We start from the raw sequence: 17,514 nt of genomic DNA on the forward strand, positions 1-17,514 counted from the left end.
GAAAGGAATTAAATGTCAACAATCTTTTGTTAGATGCACTGCAGTGCATCTCTACATTTTAAAATTCTGATTGATTTATAAATAATGTATATCGTAGAGACGCACAGCAGTGCGTCTACGCAAAGAGAATCGCCAATCTTTGTCGATATATGTGCGATTTCTCCTTTCAGTCGAAATGACAAACATTACATGAAATATTAAAAATTTTAATTTTATTTCTATAGAAGTTATTATCCTCATTTTTAAGGTAATAACTTCTTATTTGTTGAGGAATTTAATGCCGGAAATATTTTTCACACGACTTTTCTGAAAAATAAATTTGGAAAATCAAAAAACAATTCTGAATATTTGCAGACGAAAAAAATAATAACCCTTTAAAAACGAAGAAAAATGTTTGTACTTACATTGACATCACAAAGCTTCACACCAAACGGATTTGGTGCAGCATTTCTTCGTGGCTTATTTCAATCTTAGAAATACATTTTTAGATATATAAAAAAGCCCGAAGACATTTAGTTTCGGGCTTTTTTTATTCTAGACACTTCAAAATTTTCCCGAAGAATATTTTACAAACTATCCGAAAGGATAAAAAATCCGCATGCTTATTTCATTTTGAATCCTTGATTGGCTTCAATCTGATTTGATTATGCATCAACATAATTATAAAAAATTTATGGGAAATAAATTAACTGGAAAAGACCTGATTAAATTGGGTTTTCCAAAGAACAATTCAATAAACATCGCCTTAGGGCAGATAAACAGATATAGAAAAAGAGAAAAAAAGGAATCTATTCTAACAGAGGCAAAAGACGTTCTGCTGAATCCTGAAAAATTTGAAGGCCACGGAACCTGGGGAAAAGTTGCCGAAGGTTTGATTAAACCGGTTCAGGTAAGAATGCATCAGCTTAAAGCAACAAGAGCTCCTTTTACTATTTTTGGTGAAAATGAAATTGACCAGCAGGCAAAATTTCAATTGTATGATTCGTTGAAACTGCCAATTTCAGTAGCCGGAGCTTTAATGCCGGATGCACATTCAGGATATGGATTGCCAATTGGCGGAGTTTTAGCAACAGATAATGCTGTGATTCCATACGGAGTTGGAGTTGATATTGGATGTCGAATGAGCCTTTCAATTTTTGATTTGCCAGCGTCGCATTTCAAAGGAAAAGAACATCAGTTAGAAGCAATTTTAAAAGACAATACAAAATTCGGAATGAATGAAACACACGCTTCAAGAGTAGATCATGAAGTTTTTCATAAAAGTGAATTTCAGGATATTCCGCTGTTAAAGAATCTTTTACCAAAAGCCTATAAACAATTAGGAAGTTCAGGCGGAGGAAACCATTTTGTAGAATTCGGAATTGCTAAAATTGATAATCCGGAGAATGAATGGAAGCTTGAAAAAGGCGAATATTTCGCAGTCCTTTCACATAGTGGTTCTCGTGGTTTGGGTGCAAATATTGCAAAACATTATACCTATTTGGCAACAAAACAATGTCCGTTACCAAAAAATGTACAGCATTTAGCCTGGCTGGATTTGAATACACATGATGGTCAGGAATATTGGCTGGCAATGAATTTAGCCGGAGAATATGCAAAAGCCTGTCACGATGATATTCACAGACGAATTGCCAAAGCGATTGGAAAAAGAGTAGTGGTTACAATTGAAAACCATCACAATTTTGCATGGAAAGAAATGGTAAACGGTCAGGAATGTATTGTGCACCGAAAAGGAGCAACTCCGGCAGGAGAAGGTCAATTGGGAATTATTCCCGGTTCAATGACTGCTCCGGGTTACATTGTAAAAGGGAAAGGAAACGCAGAGAGTTTAAATTCTGCTTCGCATGGTGCCGGACGTTTGTTTTCGAGAGCAAAATGCAAAAGTACTTTTACGCAAAGCGAAATCAAAAAGGTTTTGAAAGCCAATGATGTAACCTTGATTGGTGGAAATATTGATGAAGCGCCAATGGCATACAAAGACATTACAAAAGTAATGGCAAACCAAACCGATTTGGTCGAAGTCTTAGGAACTTTTACGCCGAAGATTGTTAGAATGGATCGTTAAAAAAGTAAAATTATGGAAAGATTTCAAGATGAAAATAAATGGTTGAGAAATTTTGATGATGAAATTTCGGTAAAGTGCCCAAAATGTGAATCTAAATCAGCTATTATAAAAAAGTTAAAAGATGATTGTAAATGCGGTAGATGTAAGTCGATGTATTTTGAATGCAAACAGTGTTTTTCTAAATCTAAACCACCTATTTTCAAGTATGTTGCTTATGGAAAAATATATTGTAGTAAGTGCTTTGAGAAATTTGAATTTGAATCTCGGGCCTTTAAAATAAAGCCTTTGATTTATAAAACCAGATGCCCGCATTGCAATTTTCAGGAAGAAGTTAAGCCTAAGATTAATGAAATTAAAATAGAGTCAAAACTTGATGATGGTTTAGTTAGGGACACGTGGTATAATTTACCACTTTGGTTTCAAAAAGAAATCGATGGTAACATTTTCTGGGCTTATAATCAGGATCATATTGATTATCTGGAAAGATATATTCAAGCTGGTTTAAGAGAAAGAAATTCAAAGGTCAATTATACGTCGAGTTTAGTGGCGCATTTACCACAATTTGTAAAAGCAGCAAAAAACAGAGAAAAGCTGCTTAAAATTTTAAAGAAATGGAAAGAATAATTCAAATAACAGCGGGTCGCGGACCTGCAGAATGCACTTGGGTTGTTGCCCAAGTGCTTAAAAAAGTGTTGGAAGAAGCGCAAGATCAACAATTAGATGTTGTGTTGCTGAAACGGGAAGTTGGAGAAGAAAACGGAACGGTTGAAACAGCTTCAATTTCTATAAAAGGAAAAAATACTGACCAATTTATAAAATCCTGGATTGGAACAATTCAGTGGATTGGTCAGAGTCAGTTTAGGAAAATGCACAAACGCAAGAACTGGTTTATTGGCATTTTTGAAATCGAACCGCAGAAAAATACATCAGTTTCAGAAAATGATATCCAATATCAGGCAATGAGAAGTTCTGGAGCTGGTGGTCAGCATGTAAACAAAGTAAGTTCGGCAATTCGGGCAACGCATATTCCAACCGGAATCGCAGTAGTTTCTATGGACAGTCGTTCGCAGCACCAAAACAAAAAACTGGCAACAGAAAGATTATTAAAAAAACTAGAAGACGAGAAACTGGTTCAGCTTAAAAATCACGTGGGGAAACAATGGGAAAACCAGCTGAATATCGAGCGTGGAAATCCTGTTAGAGTTTTTACCGGAAGTGATTTTAAAAAGAATAAAGTAGAGAAAAATTACAAGGGAACTCGTCAGAAATTAAAAAACGATTTAAGAAATGAAAACAATTGATAAATACCTTTTTCAGGCTTTGGATAATTATCCGTATTCTCTTGAAGAAACGATTGAATCTTTAGATTATGCTTTTTCTTATGATTCAAAAAATACAATGGTTTTGTGTTTATACGGAAGAATTCAGGCTGAACAATTAATGAATTATGAAGAAGCTAAACCCTATTTTCAGGAAGCTTTAGCAATTAATATTCATGCGCTTGAAGTTTATCCGTATTATTTGCAGACTTTAATTTTAAACGAAGATTATGAAGAAGCACAGAAATTAATTGATTTTGCTTTAACGATAAAAGGAATCAATAAATCTGATATTTACGTTAAAAAAGCGATTCTTTTTGAAGCACAGCATGAGTTTAAGAAAGGATTAAAAGAGATTAAAAATGCTAAACTTCATTCTTTACAATTTGCTTATGAATGCAATATTAGCGATGTAGAAAAAAGAATTGAAGGCAAAATTGATTTGCTAAAGAAGAAAAAGAAATCTAAAAAAGATTCTAAAAAGAAATCGAAATGATTTTGATTGAAAGAAAAAACGATGCGGTTATTGAATCGCATCGTTTTTTATGAATACAATATTAGAGATGTCCCTACGGGACATTAATTGTTGTGACGCAAATTAATTTTCTACCGATCTTTAACTCCTAACGGAGTTCTTTACTTAGAAATAATGAAGATAAAATTATCTCGTAGAGATTATATCTCGGTAGAACATTATAAAAGAAATGATTTTTTGTCCCGTAGGGACTATACAAATTTCAAATTTTATAGATCAAAAAGTTTTAGCAGCGAATTGCTTCACCCGTTCACTATTGCCAGAGTCACGTTTTAAATTAAAAATCTGCGCTAACCCGTTTAATCAGCTAAATCTGTGGGCAATTTTATTTCCAATGCAGCTCCAAAGCAAAGCAAGTTTTTTCACCTTTTGTAATACTGAATGTTGCTGTTGTATGATCGTCATCTTCGCTTTCGTGAATTACAACATTATCTTTTAACGAAAGTTCTTTCATGAAATTCATTTCGAAGCTTTTAACTTCTTGTTTCATGATTCTTTTTGGGTCAACGTGATCTAAACACCATTCCAGATATTTCACATTATTTACATGATTTACAATGTCTAAATCAGATAAATAAACTGTTTTTTCAAAAACAGCTTCTTTTTCGTGATTGATGTTTATTTTAGAAAAACCTTCTTCTGTAGCTCTTTTTTCTGGGAATAATTCGAAATGCTCGTATGGTAATGCCAAAGCTTCAGGACGACGCGCTTGTGTATTGAAAACTGCCCAATAGGTTTCGCAGCCTACGATTTTTTTCCCGTTTACGTACATTTCTAATGCACGAACAGAACGTGAATTTTCCAGACTGTTAATCCATGTTTTTACGGTTACAACATCCTGCCATTTTGGTAAGGCATGAACTTCAACGCGCATTCGGCTTAAAACCCAGGCTTGGTGAAATTCCTGCATATCATAAAAACTAATTCCTCCAATTTCTGAATGTGCTGCGGCGGTTAATTGTAAAATATTACACAAATCGGTATATTTTAAGAAACCTGTTGGCGTGCATTGTGTGAAATTGATTTCCCAGTCTTTACTTAAAACGGATGTAAAATTTGGAGATATTGGCATTTTTTGATTTTAGATAGTTGATTTTAGATTTTTTAGAGGATAGAATATAGAGTATAGAAAAAAGATTTTTGATTTTATTTTAGAAGATTTTCTATGTAATCTATGATATTTTTTCTATCTGCTGCATAATCAAACCATTTTGTGTTTTCATTTCTCTTGAACCACGTTAATTGTCTTTTGGAGAATCTTCGGGTGTTTTTCTTGATTTCTTCAATGGCAAATGGCAAAGTAAATTCTTCATCAAAATAACTAAATAATTCTCTATAACCCACGGTTTGAAGTGCATTTAACGCTTTATTAGGATACAATGCTTTTGCTTCTTCAAGTAAACCTTCGTTCATCATAATGTCAACGCGCTGATTAATTCTGGTGTAAATGATTTCTCTATCAGCGTCTAAACCAATTAAAATAGGAGTGAAGTCTCTATTGTTTTTCTTTTGATTTAAAAAGGAAGAATAAGGTTTTTGTGCTCCAATACAAACTTCTACAAAACGCATCATTCGCTGTGGATTTTGCAGTGTTTGTGGGTTTTCTAAAGTTATTTTTTGATAATATTCTGGATCTAGATTTTTTAATTGTTCCTGAAGATATTCAATTCCGAGTTTTTCGTAATTTGAGTTTACTTGGGAACGGACTTCTGGATCAATTTCTGGAAATTCATCGAAGCCTTTTAAAATGGCATCGACGTATAATCCTGAACCTCCAATAAGAATTGCAAAATCATTGGTTTGAAATAGTTCTTCAATTTTGGCTAAAGCTTCTTTTTCGTAATCGCCAACGGTGTAATTTTCGAAAATGGATTTATTTTGAATGAAATGATGTTGGGCTGAATTAAGTTCGTTTTGATTGGGAACTGCGGTTCCAATGGTCATTTCTTTAAAAAACTGACGACTGTCGCAAGAAACGATTTCGCATTTAAAATGTTGTGCCAAAGCAATACTTAAGGCTGTTTTGCCTATAGCTGTTGGTCCGACAATGGTTATTAGGTATTTCATATTTTTTAGCCCAGATGGAAATGGAAACCCCGGACTTATATTTGTTCGTTTTTTTTGGTGTAAAAGAGCGACCGGCGGAAGCTCCTTTTATGCCTTAAAAAAACAACAAAGATAAGGAGGAGTTGCAATGTACAGCTGGATTAGCTCCATAAATTAATTATTTGGCAATTGGGTTCCGCATTCGTAGCAGTATTTAGCGTTGTCAAAATGTAATTGCGATTGACATTTTCTGCATGTTTTTTTACCGCTTACTGTGTTGTTTTTTAAAGTATTTTTTGCAAATTCTGCTGTTACAATTCCGGTTGGAACAGCAATAATTCCATAACCTAAAATCATTACTAATGCTGCAATAAACTGTCCTAAAGGTGATTGAGGTGAAATGTCGCCGTAACCTACTGTTGTTAAGGTTACTATTGTCCAGTAAATCCCCATGGGAATACTGGTAAACCCTGATTCTTTGCCTTCGACTAAATACATAACCGAACCGATAATTACGGTACTGATAAGAACGAAATAAATGAATACTAGAATTTTCTCTTTACTGGCTTCTATAGCGTCCTTAAGTTGTGCAGATTGATGTGAAATTTGCGGGATATGTAATATTTTGAATAATCTGAAAAAACGTAATGCCCTGACAATTGATAAAATGCTTGCACCGGGAAAAAATATGGATAAATACATTGGCAATACGGCAAGTAGATCGATGATTCCGTAAAAACTAAAAATGTATTTAATTGGTTTTTGTATCGAGATAATTCTTAGAATATACTCAATTGTAAAAAAGACAGTAATAGCCCATTCGCAAATAAGCAGCTGTTCATGATACTTTTGACTAATTCCTTCAACTGTATCGAGCATAATTAATAAAACGCTCAATAAAATCAAACCTAAAAGAACTAAATCAAACATTCGTCCTAAAATGGTATTGGTACCATACAGGATAATTTTGATTTTTTCTCTAAAGGTTTCGTATTTTGATTTTCTATTTTTCATATCTACGAAGATAATGAAAGTTTTGTTTTGTTAAAAATGGAGAATTTTAAGAGATTTGCTCTTGCGGATGTAATTTTGGATTATGTTTTTTACATCGCGATTATGCGGCATTGGAATTAGGATATTTTTTAGGATTTCAATATTGTTAATCTGATAGTTAAGATCGTAATAAGCATAACCTTGATAGGTTCCGTTTTCGATTAAAATAGCGCTTCTTTCGTTTACATTTCGGCCTCTGTCAATTAAAATCATGCTTTTGTTTTCGAAACTGTTTTCAGAGATAAACTGCTGTACTCTCAAATTATAAATTTCCGGAGTGACTTCGCCAATACATGCTCCGTCGCATTCTTTTATTTTATATTGAAAACACTCTTTTTTACTTTGGTATAATCCGGTTAACTTTTGACACAAATGGTATTTTGCAGTGAATTTAAAAAGTGCGTTTTTACCTTCCTGTAAAGAAGCATAGGATGTAATTTCTTTTTTACGTCCGTCAGCTTTTTCAAGTTTTAAATTCAAATAACCATTCGCATCTTTTTCTGAATAAAGGGCAAATGGGAAAAATGATTTTTTCTGGGAACGATTGTATCTCGGACGGTTTATTTTTACTTCCTGACTTTCTTTTAAAAGTGCGATTAATTCGCTTCCGGTTTCATCATACGTTATGGTAAAAACTTCGGCTTGTATTTTTTTACTTTTGGTTGTGATTCCTGTAAAATGCTGATTGATCCTCTTTTTGATATTTTGGCTTTTGCCAATGTATATTAGAGTTCCGCTTTCGTTATAAATGTAATAAACGCCGGTTTTAGTTGGCATTTGGCTTAAAAGATCCAGGAATTTTGGTGCAATTCCTTTTTCGATTTCAAGTTTAATAAAGTCTTTTACGATTGTTTTTTCGACGTCTTTTTCAAGAAGCATTTTGAAAAGCTTTGTGGTTGCCATGGCGTCTCCGCTGGCGCGATGTCTGTCGGCCATTGGAATTCCGAGGGCACGCACTAGTTTTCCTAAACTGTACGATGGTTGTTCTGGAATTAGTTTTTTTGCTAATTCTACTGTACAAAGTGTTCGGGCTTCAAAATCGTAGCCTAAACGTCTGAATTCTGTTCGTAAAATTCGGTAGTCAAAAGATGCGTTGTGTGCTACAATAACGCAGTCGGTAGTTATTTCGATAATGCGTTTGGCAACTTCGTAAAACTTTGGAGCAGAACGTAACATAGCATTGTTGATTCCGGTCAGTTTTACTACGAAAGGCTGAATCGGGATTTCAGGATTTACAAGGCTTATGAACTGGTCAATTACTTCATGTCCATCAAATTTATAGATGGCGATTTCGGTAATTCCTTCTTCATTAAACTGTCCTCCAGTGGTTTCTATGTCTAGTATTGCGTACAAATTAAGTGTTCAGTCTCAGTTTTTAGTATTCAGTTTTTTGTAGAGGTGCACCGTAGTGCGTCTTACAATTGTGGCATTTGAAAAATTATCTTCCTCCAAAAATACTGCTTCCAATGCGAACCATTGTGCTGCCGCATTCTATTGCGAGTTGATAATCTCCGGACATTCCCATTGAAATTGTAGAGACGCACTGCAGTGCGTCTTTACCATATCCGTCAATATTTTTTAATGAATCAAAAATCGATTTTAAATGGGTAAATTCTTTTTTTATTTGATTTTGATCTTCTGTAAAGGTTGCCATTCCCATTAAACCTAAGATACGAATATTTTTCATCTCTTTGAACTCAACAGAAGTTAAAAGTTCATTTAATTCATTTTCGTCTAAACCAAATTTTGTTTCTTCTTCGGCAATATACATTTGAAGAAGACAATCTATTGTTCTATTGTTTTTTAAAGCTTGTTTATTAATCTCTTGCAATAATTTTAAACTGTCGACACCGTGAATTAAACTCACAAATGGTGCCATAAATTTGACTTTATTCGACTGAACATGACCAATCATATGCCATTGAATGTCTTTTGGCATTTGTTCCCATTTCTCCGTCATTTCCTGAATTTTGTTTTCTCCAAAAATACGCTGCCCGGCTTCGTAGGCTTGAATTAAGTCCGAAACAGGTTTTGTTTTTGAAACGGCAACTAAGGTTACGTGTTCAGGTAAAGTAGATTTAATTGTATTTAAATTTTGTTTTATGCTCATCTATTTATTGTAAGTCTCAATTATTTTACTGCTTTGTTCGTTTATTCAGCTTTTCATATCCATCAAAAGGATATTTTTTATGGTCTTCGAATCATTCAACTCTGCAATGTTTAAGTCTAATATCTGAGTGTTGTCTTTTTTGTTTTCAGTTTTTACAAGTTTAATTTTTACGTGAAATAATGCATCTTTAAAATAATAAAATTCTCCTGTGATTTCTTCTCCATAAAAGTTTTCATATCCTATACCCCAATGGTATATTCCTTTTATTAATGTGGAATTTTGGCGAAAATTATATTTGTTTTGTTCTTTTCTTGTTAGAGTATTGTAATAGTCCTGATTAAAATGAAATGCATATATCAAATACGAAAAACCACCTGATCCTTTTATTATTTCTGTTTTTTTCGAACTTTCTATTTTTATTTCTCCGCCGGTTTTACCATCTGAAATATAAATTCGACTATCGATATCATTTGTGCAAATACTATCAATTTGACTAATTGTAAACTGTTTATCAGAATCCGGATTTGTGTTTTGAGCTATACAAATTGCTGTTGTAAAATGAACAAAAATTAAAAACAGATTCCTCATAATTATTTTTTAGATAAACTGCTTAGAGATTTTCTCTGCTTTTTTACTTTCGCTGTAATCATAAAAACCTTCTCCAGATTTCACTCCTAATTTTCCGGCTCTAACCATATTAACTAATAATGGGCAAGGAGCATATTTTGGATTTTTGAAACCTTCGTACATTACGTTTAAAATAGCAAGACAAACATCAAGGCCAATAAAATCAGCTAATTGAAGTGGTCCCATTGGGTGTCCCATTCCTAATTTCATTACGGTATCAATTTCGTAAACTCCGGCAACTTTATTATATAACGTTTCGATTGCTTCGTTTAGCATTGGCATTAAAATTCTGTTTGCTACAAAGCCCGGATAATCGTTTACTTCAACAGGAACTTTACCTAATTTCTCAGATAAATTCATGATGATTTTAGTTACTTCATCGCTTGTGTTGTAACCGCGAATGATTTCAACTAATTTCATGATTGGCACCGGATTCATAAAGTGCATTCCGATAACACGTTCTGGATGTGCAACAACAGAACCAATTTGTGTAATTGAAATTGAAGAAGTATTGGTTGCTAAAATGGTATTGTGAGAACAAGCTTCGTTTAATTGCTTGAAAATATTCAGTTTTAATTCTACATTTTCAGTTGCAGCTTCTACAACTAAATCAGCACCAACAACGCCGTCTTTAATATCAGTATAAGTAATAATATTAGTGATTGTTTTAGCAACATCTTCCTGCGTAATTGTTCCTTTTGCAAGCATACGGTCTAAATTAGCCGCAATAGTTGCCATTCCTTTATCTAATGATTTTTCAGAAACGTCGATTAATTTTACAGTAAATCCGCTTTGTGCAAATGTATGAGCAATTCCGTTACCCATTGTTCCTGCACCAATTACAGCTATAGTTTTCATTTTGTTTTTGGTATTTAAATTTTAAAAGTTAAGGTTTAAAGTGGCTTTTCTGCCAGCTTTAAACCTTAAAAATAATGAGTTATATTTTTATATTATTTATCGAAACAATCAATAATTTGATAAGCAACACGCAATGCATCTGTTGCCTGTTCAAGCGTTACAACCGGAGTTGTATCTGTGTTTATAGCATTTGCAAAAGATTCTAATTCGTCAAGAATTGCGTTGTTTTGCTCTACATCTGGATTTGTAAAATAGATTTGTTTTTTAACACCTTCGGCATTTTGCAGGATCATATCAAAATCTCCAGGAACTTCCGGTGCATCTTTCATACGAACGACTTCACATTTTTTCTCTAAAAAGTCAACTGAAATGTAAGCGTCTTTTTGAAAGAAACGTGATTTACGCATATTCTTTAAAGAAATTCTACTGGCAGTTAAATTGGCAACGCAGCCATTTTCAAATTCGATTCGGGCATTGGCAATATCAGGAGTTTCGCTGATAACCGAAACGCCGCTTGCATTAATATTTTTTACTTTTGATTTTACAACACTTAAAATAGCATCAATGTCATGAATCATTAAATCCAGAACTACAGGAACGTCTGTACCACGCGGATTAAATTCAGCTAAACGATGTGTTTCAATAAACATCGGATTTTCGATCATGTTTTTTGTAGCGATAAAAGCGGGATTAAAACGCTCAACATGACCAACTTGTCCTTTTACGTTGTATTCTTTTGCTAAAGCGATAATTTCTTCAGCTTCTTCAACAGTATTGGCAATTGGTTTTTCAATAAAGATATGTTTTCCTGATTTAATTGCCACTTTTGCACATTTATAGTGAGAAAGTGTTGGAGTTACAATGTCGATTACATCGACAGCGTGTATAAGTTTTGCAATTGTACTGAAATTTTTATAGCCAAATTCTTTTGAGATTCTTTCGGCATTTTCTTGATTTTCGTCGTAAAATCCAACTAATTCGTATTTGTCAGATTGTTGTAATAAGCGTAAATGTATTTTACCAAGATGACCAGCACCTAAAACTCCTACTTTTAACATGAGAATGTATTTTAAACAAAAATATAATTTATTTGTCGAACGTGAAAATGAATGTAATAAAGATTTAGTGATTTGGTAATTAAAAAGAAATCTTTGATTTTTTATAAATTAATTAAATATGTTTTTGTTTGACAGACAAAAATAGATCACTAATAAGATGCCAAATGCGATTGCTAAAAATTGTGAATAGCGATTTTCAATTATGCTATTCGTTTTTTTATTGACAACATACGTATCGGAATAGTCATCATGCAAATTTTTGCCCATCAAAAAAGATAAACTTTCAAAGGGAATTAATCTAAATAAAGTTCGTTTTAAAATTATTGAAAAAGTAGGCGGATTTCCTTCCTCATCTGTGACATAACAGCCGGTTAAGAATTTAGCAGGCGTCGACCTGAAAATTGATTCATACGTTAAATAATAAATAATTTTAACCAAAGATATAAAAATCAAAAGCCCCAATTTATCTCCAAAAATAGATTTTAAACCATTAAAAAAGGACATATAAGTATTGTTGTTTTTTGCAAATTCAATAATACCTAAAGCTATAACTATTATAAAGCCTCCATCAATAATGTAATTACAAAAACGTCTGTATTTTGATGAATTCTGTAAATAGCCCTGATCTGATACTATTTCTTCGCTAGTATTCAAATATCTATTTATAATAAAATAAGACAAAAGTATATATACTATTGTAATTGTTATTCCTGATATTCTATATGTTATATACGAGTTTGTCCAATCTTCAAAAGCAAAAAGAAAAAATACTAAACTTCTTATTTCGCTAATTATTATTAAACTAAAATTGAATAGCAACAATTTAGTTTCTTTATACTTTGAGAAAAAATAAATTATAGTTCCAAATAAAAAAGACAAGTAAAAAAATAAATTTAATAACCCTAATGATGCAGAGGTTGATGTGTACTGATTAATTCTTTCAACTTCAATCATAACAGTTAAACCTGAAAAATAATAAGGTGTAATATTTGTAAAAACTATAAATTCTAAAAATTTTTCAGATCTTATGAATAAGAAAACAATTGATTGTATGATTCCTGATAACGAAAAAAATAAAGATAAAAGGAGTATTGCTTTCTTCATAAAATATTAGATTTACTAAAAATTAAGTTTTGACCAAAAATAGAAATTAAATGATTAAAAAGTACTTGATAATTGATGATTTGTTTTCTTATTTTTGCGAAAATAAAACCTACCCATTTTGAAAGACACTGCCAAACATCAAGGACTTCGTAATCAATTAGTAAGCACTTTAGAACAAAAAGGAATTACTGACAGAGCGGTTCTGGATGCGATAAAAAAAATCCCAAGACACCTTTTTTTGAATTCAAGTTTTGAAGATTTTGCCTATCAGGATAAGGCTTTTCCTATTGGCGCGGGGCAGACTATTTCGCAGCCGTACACTGTGGCGTTTCAATCGCAGCTGTTAGAAGTAAAAAAAGACCATAAAATTCTGGAAATTGGAACCGGTTCAGGTTACCAAACTGCAGTTTTATTTGCTTTGGGCGCAAAAGTATATACTATCGAAAGACAAAATGAATTGTTTAAGCAGACTTCAATTTTATTTCCAAAACTAAACATTCGCCCTAAACATGTTTCTTTTGGTGATGGTTATAAAGGTTTACCACATTATGCTCCGTTTGACAGTATTATTGTAACGGCAGGTGCACCATTTATTCCGCAGCCATTAATGGCACAGTTAAAAGTAGGAGGAAGGCTGGTAATTCCGCTTGGAGAAGACGTTCAGATTATGACTTTGTTAATTAGAAAGAACGAAACTCAATTTGAAAAACATGAGTTTGGAGAGTTTAGATTTGTTCCTTTATTAGAAGATAAAAATTAAAAAATTTAAGGGCTGTGTCAGAAATCGAGACAGCCCTTTTTAGTATTCAACAACATATATGTTTCGTAGGAACAATTCATTGGTAGAAAATTATGTTGTTGTTAATGTTTATACGTTCCATAGGAAAGTTTGATTTTGATATTATTTTAAATAATTAGGTATATCAAACATTCCTACGGAACGTGTAAATTTGGGTGGTTGCTATTTTTTCTACCGATGAAACATTCCTACGGAATGATGTAAAGAATGAAAAGCTCAGTTTTTATAAACTAAATAATTATAGTAAAGAAGTTGTCTAGACTTTTGAAACACCCTTTTTTTATTGAGTAAGAATTGCGATATATCTTTCTAAACTTTCTTTTTGTGTTTGAGCTATAAAAAGCAAAAAATCTTCTTTATCCTTTTTGGTCTGAGCAGTTTCCAGAGATTGATAATAACGGATTCTGTTTTCATAATCACCTTTAATATTGGCTATTAAATATCCTTTTTGCATCAAAATTAAATTCATGATTAATCTTGAAGTTCTTCCGTTTCCATCAATAAAAGGATGAATTGTTGCTAATCTTTCATGCATTTCAGCAGCTAAAATAACCGGATGAAGTTTGTTTTTATTGATTTCATACCAAATAAAATATTCTTCCATTTCTTGCTGAACCAACAAAGGCTGCGGCGGCATGTGGCTGCTGTCTTGTATCATAATCTGAACTTTTCGATAACGTCCAGCATCTTCTGGAATTATTCCTCTAAGAATTAAATTATGAATAGATAAGAGATCACGTTCGTTTAATGAATTATTTTTGCTCATTAAATCTTTAATAAAACCAATGGCTTCCTGATGATTTATTGCCTCAAGGTGTTCTCTCATGCTTTTTCCGGAAATGGTCAAACCTTCATTAATAACCATATCAGTTTCACGAAGTGTCATTGTATTTCCTTCAATTCTATTGCTTTCAAAGGTATATTCAAGTTCTAAAGCTTCCCTGATCTTAAAGCTGTCAAATTGTTTGTAAGAGTCTAATTTTTCTTTTAGATGATCAATTTCTTTTAAGATTTTTTCTAAAGAAGTTGATAGTTTAAGATTTGAGATAGTTTTGTTGTATTTGATTTCATCTTCTGCCATTTTTAAAGCTTTCAAAGCAAATTCTTCATCACCAATTTCATAAAGAATTTTTTCTTTAAGCCAGGCAATCATTAAAGTTTCGTAATCAATTTCTAAAAGCTGGGCGAGTTTTGTAATTTGATCTTTGGTTGGTTTTCGAGTTCCCGATTCAAATTTGCTTATTAATGCCTGATCAATTCCGGCAAGCTGCGCTAGTTCACGCGTTTTTAAACCCTTTTGTTCTCTTGCATTTTTTAAAAGTGATTTCATTTTTGATGAAAATTTAAGTCTTGACAAATTTAGTCATTATTCAAACCATAAAAAAAGCAATAATATAATATTGCTTTCTTTTGAATTTATTTTGGAGGTAAAGAACCGTCTTTTCTCATTTCTTTAACCACAGCTTGCATAATAGCATCTACAGTTTGACCTAAGTCTGTAACATAATCTGATTTTGTAGTTCCGGTCCAGATTAGTTTATTTTCTTTTAAAGAAAAAATATTGGTTTCAACCATATAATAAGTTGTTTCCTGATAATATCCGGGATCATAGTAAGCAGGAGAATACATTCCGTACCAGTTTCCGAAACCATAACCGTAAACTCCAGAATATAAACCGTCAAAACCGCCGTAATACATTCCGGTATAAGATCCCGGAACATAAGTCGTTTCTTTTTCGGTGCTTACCAAACGCATGGTTACAACGCCGTCAAAATTTTCGTCCTGAAGAATTTTTAGTTTTTGTTCCTTTGTGAGATCTTTGGTAGTTTCGTTTAAATATTGGTAAGAAGTTTTAAAAATCGGTTTACTTGATGCAATTCGATTTTCGGTAATTCTCCTCGAAGCTTCATCTTTAACTAAAGCAACAACCAGGACTTTTTTAAAGTGTTCCTGGGCAACGGTTATTTTTGGATCTCTCCAGCTATTTACAATAGTGGTATTACTGCCACAACCTGAAAGTGACAGAATTGCAATGAGTAGAATTAAGTACTTTTTCATATTTTACAGTTATATTGTTTCTATAAAAATAACTATAAAATTTTGATAAACATAGATTTAGCCAGAATAAATGAAAGATTAGTTGTATGCTTTTTTAATTCTGTCTAAGTCACGTTTTGTATCTTGTTCTTTTAGAGATTCACGTTTGTCGTAGTTTTTCTTTCCTTTACAAAGACCAATCTGCAGTTTTGCAAGACCTTTTTCGTTGGTAAACAATTTAAGCGGAACGATTGTAAGACCTTTTGCCTGAACGCTTTTATGAAGTGTTTTTAATTCTTTTTTATTTAAAAGCAATTTACGTTCGCTTCGTGACTTATGATTAAACTGGTTTCCAAACGAATATTCTTCGATGTAAGTATTGATAGCAAAAAGCTCCATACCGCTAAATTCGCAAAAGCTTTCTGTAATATTCGCTTTCCCTAAACGTATTGATTTGATTTCGGTTCCCGCCAAAACAATTCCGGCAGTATAAGTGTCGATTATCTCGTAATCAAAACGAGCTCTCTTATTAAGTATATTGACTGATTTTAACATGGTGGCAAAAGTAAGAAAAATGCAAGACATTCATACTGTCAAATATAATTAAAGATTTCTTTTAATCTATGATTTTAATCAGCTTCGATACAAAAGCTTACTCATAAGTTTGTTTTGTAATTATAAAACAAACTTAAAATGAAAAAGAAAGCGAGTTGAAAGTTAATCAGGTAGGATTATCTGTATCAGGAGGTTTTGACTATTTTGTTACGAAAAACTTCTCAGTTGAGTTCTCTTACGATTTGGCTAATTTTACTTCTACGACTATTGAGCCTAAAAATGGAGAAAAAACGACGGTTACAAATTTTGGGTTGGCGCATGTTGCAAATGTAGATCCGTTTTACAATACGGCTTTGGCAGGAAGTAATCCAAATTTAACTTCGCCGCTTTCTTTTGGATTTAAATTCGTATTCTAATTTTAGCTTTTAACGAATTGTATTAGGTGAATTCGTTAATTTTGCAAAAAAGACCGTTCTTTTTGGGAACGGTCTTTTGTATTATTTAAATTATATAAAATGGAAAGTAAATCTAAAGATCCGCTGCACGGAATCACACTTCAAAAGATTGTAGAAACCTTAGTCAACCATTATGGTTTTGACACTTTAGGAGAATTAATTCCTGTAAAATGTTTCACTTCAAATCCGAGTGTAAAATCAAGTCTTACTTTTTTAAGAAAAACCGATTGGGCGCGAAAAAAAGTGGAAGAATTATATGTAAAAACGCTTCCTAAATTCAGCTGATTTTAGTTCAGTTTATACGAAAGCATTACACCACCGCGATACGGAAGCCATTCTCCGCTTTTGTTCCAGTTAGGCGCTTTTTCATATCTGCCTGGAGTTCCGTCGTTATAATATCCATGATAAAACCCTTGATGCCATCCGCCTCCGGCAAAAATATCCAGCAAAAATTTATCGTTTAATTTAATATTATAACCTACAGTAACTCCTAAACGGTAACCAAATCCGTGTTCATATTTGTTAGTATCCCAGTAATTCCATTTTTGTAATTGATAGAAATCAGGACCAGCGTGAGCACCAACATAAAATCCGTTGTATTTTTCTTTAAAATGATAACGAACTTCTGGAGTAAAAGTGTAAAATTCCATCGGATTATTTCCGTTAAACGATTTCCAGAAAGAAGCCATTACATCAAAACTAAAAGTGGTTTTTTCGCCAATACTTGTTTCGATACCAACGTTTGGAATCCCAACTAAAGCAGTAGCTCCGTTAAATTTTATAAAAGTTTGACTTTGTAATTGTATAGATAAAAAAAGAACAATAAAGGCGAATAATTTTTTCATGGTATTTTTTTGTGATCGCGGACGTTATCTGTTTTCGGCCACAAATAT

The 17,514-nt window shown here is 32.7% G+C and carries 20 protein-coding genes; 7 read left to right on the forward strand and 13 right to left on the reverse strand.

Annotated elements, in window-relative coordinates; genetic code table 11:
- Nucleotides 1-673 precede the first annotated feature (673 nt).
- From NLJ00_RS15665 to NLJ00_RS15680, 4 genes are read left to right on the forward strand one after another with little or no spacing between them, the layout of a single operon-like run.
- Nucleotides 674-2,065 (forward strand): RtcB family protein, encoded by a 1,392-nt coding sequence (locus tag NLJ00_RS15665; protein WP_256634481.1) that lies wholly within the window; start codon nt 674-676, stop codon nt 2,063-2,065.
- Between the two features lie 12 nt (nt 2,066-2,077).
- The gene (locus tag NLJ00_RS15670) at nt 2,078-2,689 is read left to right on the forward strand and encodes a hypothetical protein (protein WP_256634482.1); all 612 of its coding nucleotides are present in this window, start codon (nt 2,078-2,080) and stop codon (nt 2,687-2,689) included.
- On the forward strand, nt 2,677-3,366 hold the full coding sequence (gene prfH / locus NLJ00_RS15675) for a peptide chain release factor H (protein ID WP_256634483.1): 690 nt from the start codon (nt 2,677-2,679) through the stop codon (nt 3,364-3,366). Before NLJ00_RS15670 ends, prfH begins: the two co-directional genes overlap by 13 nt.
- On the forward strand, nt 3,353-3,880 hold the full coding sequence (locus NLJ00_RS15680) for a tetratricopeptide repeat protein (protein WP_256634484.1): 528 nt from the start codon (nt 3,353-3,355) through the stop codon (nt 3,878-3,880). The genes prfH and NLJ00_RS15680 overlap by 14 nt, the downstream gene beginning before the upstream one ends.
- A 364-nt stretch (nt 3,881-4,244) precedes the next feature.
- On the opposite strand, the gene NLJ00_RS15685 is transcribed toward NLJ00_RS15680, so the two are convergent.
- From NLJ00_RS15685 to NLJ00_RS15725, 9 genes are all read right to left on the reverse strand, one after another.
- On the reverse strand, nt 4,245-4,991 hold the full coding sequence (locus NLJ00_RS15685; protein WP_256634485.1) for an acyl-[acyl-carrier-protein] thioesterase: 747 nt from the start codon (nt 4,989-4,991) through the stop codon (nt 4,245-4,247).
- 74 nt (nt 4,992-5,065) lie between these two features.
- Nucleotides 5,066-5,986, reverse strand: coding sequence for a tRNA (adenosine(37)-N6)-dimethylallyltransferase MiaA (miaA, locus tag NLJ00_RS15690; protein ID WP_256634486.1), 921 nt, complete (start codon nt 5,984-5,986; stop codon nt 5,066-5,068).
- Nucleotides 5,987-6,139: 153 nt separating this feature from the next.
- The gene (locus NLJ00_RS15695) at nt 6,140-6,979 is read right to left on the reverse strand and encodes an ion transporter (protein WP_053472153.1); all 840 of its coding nucleotides are present in this window, start codon (nt 6,977-6,979) and stop codon (nt 6,140-6,142) included.
- A gap of 30 nt (nt 6,980-7,009) precedes the next feature.
- Nucleotides 7,010-8,371 (reverse strand): exonuclease domain-containing protein, encoded by a 1,362-nt coding sequence (locus NLJ00_RS15700; protein WP_256634487.1) that lies wholly within the window; start codon nt 8,369-8,371, stop codon nt 7,010-7,012.
- Between the two features lie 85 nt (nt 8,372-8,456).
- On the reverse strand, nt 8,457-9,128 hold the full coding sequence (locus tag NLJ00_RS15705; RefSeq protein ID WP_256634488.1) for a YggS family pyridoxal phosphate-dependent enzyme: 672 nt from the start codon (nt 9,126-9,128) through the stop codon (nt 8,457-8,459).
- Between the two features lie 45 nt (nt 9,129-9,173).
- Nucleotides 9,174-9,716 (reverse strand): hypothetical protein, encoded by a 543-nt coding sequence (locus tag NLJ00_RS15710; protein WP_256634489.1) that lies wholly within the window; start codon nt 9,714-9,716, stop codon nt 9,174-9,176.
- 9 nt (nt 9,717-9,725) lie between these two features.
- Complete coding sequence (locus tag NLJ00_RS15715) at nt 9,726-10,613, reverse strand: 3-hydroxyacyl-CoA dehydrogenase family protein (protein WP_256634490.1); 888 nt, start codon at nt 10,611-10,613, stop codon at nt 9,726-9,728.
- Nucleotides 10,614-10,705: 92 nt separating this feature from the next.
- Nucleotides 10,706-11,671 carry a Gfo/Idh/MocA family protein gene (locus tag NLJ00_RS15720; protein WP_256634491.1) on the reverse strand — a complete coding sequence of 322 codons (966 nt, stop codon included), beginning with the start codon at nt 11,669-11,671 and terminating at the stop codon, nt 10,706-10,708.
- 108 nt (nt 11,672-11,779) lie between these two features.
- On the reverse strand, nt 11,780-12,775 hold the full coding sequence (locus NLJ00_RS15725; protein ID WP_256634492.1) for an RDD family protein: 996 nt from the start codon (nt 12,773-12,775) through the stop codon (nt 11,780-11,782).
- Nucleotides 12,776-12,893: 118 nt separating this feature from the next.
- Here NLJ00_RS15725 and NLJ00_RS15730 point away from each other — a divergent pair, with 118 nt between their 5' ends.
- Complete coding sequence (locus tag NLJ00_RS15730) at nt 12,894-13,535, forward strand: protein-L-isoaspartate(D-aspartate) O-methyltransferase (RefSeq protein WP_256634493.1); 642 nt, start codon at nt 12,894-12,896, stop codon at nt 13,533-13,535.
- A 319-nt stretch (nt 13,536-13,854) separates the two neighbouring features.
- Here NLJ00_RS15730 and NLJ00_RS15735 read toward each other — a convergent pair whose 3' ends face one another.
- The 3 genes from NLJ00_RS15735 to smpB form a co-directional block, all read right to left on the reverse strand.
- The gene (locus tag NLJ00_RS15735; protein WP_256634494.1) at nt 13,855-14,904 is read right to left on the reverse strand and encodes a Fic family protein; all 1,050 of its coding nucleotides are present in this window, start codon (nt 14,902-14,904) and stop codon (nt 13,855-13,857) included.
- Nucleotides 14,905-14,990: 86 nt separating this feature from the next.
- On the reverse strand, nt 14,991-15,632 hold the full coding sequence (locus NLJ00_RS15740; RefSeq protein WP_256634495.1) for a DUF4136 domain-containing protein: 642 nt from the start codon (nt 15,630-15,632) through the stop codon (nt 14,991-14,993).
- A 78-nt stretch (nt 15,633-15,710) separates the two neighbouring features.
- On the reverse strand, nt 15,711-16,166 hold the full coding sequence (gene smpB / locus NLJ00_RS15745) for an SsrA-binding protein SmpB (RefSeq protein ID WP_053472163.1): 456 nt from the start codon (nt 16,164-16,166) through the stop codon (nt 15,711-15,713).
- 155 nt (nt 16,167-16,321) lie between these two features.
- Here smpB and NLJ00_RS15750 point away from each other — a divergent pair, with 155 nt between their 5' ends.
- Both NLJ00_RS15750 and NLJ00_RS15755 read left to right on the forward strand, forming a co-directional pair.
- Nucleotides 16,322-16,582, forward strand: coding sequence for a hypothetical protein (locus NLJ00_RS15750; protein WP_256634496.1), 261 nt, complete (start codon nt 16,322-16,324; stop codon nt 16,580-16,582).
- A 99-nt stretch (nt 16,583-16,681) separates the two neighbouring features.
- The gene (locus NLJ00_RS15755; RefSeq protein ID WP_256634497.1) at nt 16,682-16,906 is read left to right on the forward strand and encodes a VF530 family protein; all 225 of its coding nucleotides are present in this window, start codon (nt 16,682-16,684) and stop codon (nt 16,904-16,906) included.
- A 2-nt stretch (nt 16,907-16,908) separates the two neighbouring features.
- Here NLJ00_RS15755 and NLJ00_RS15760 read toward each other — a convergent pair whose 3' ends face one another.
- Complete coding sequence (locus NLJ00_RS15760) at nt 16,909-17,466, reverse strand: DUF3575 domain-containing protein (protein WP_180856966.1); 558 nt, start codon at nt 17,464-17,466, stop codon at nt 16,909-16,911.
- Between the last annotated feature and the right edge of the window lie 48 nt (nt 17,467-17,514).

The sequence above is a fragment of the Flavobacterium panici genome, from assembly GCF_024499525.1.
In the GTDB taxonomy this organism is placed as follows: Bacteria; Bacteroidota; Bacteroidia; order Flavobacteriales; family Flavobacteriaceae; genus Flavobacterium; species Flavobacterium panici.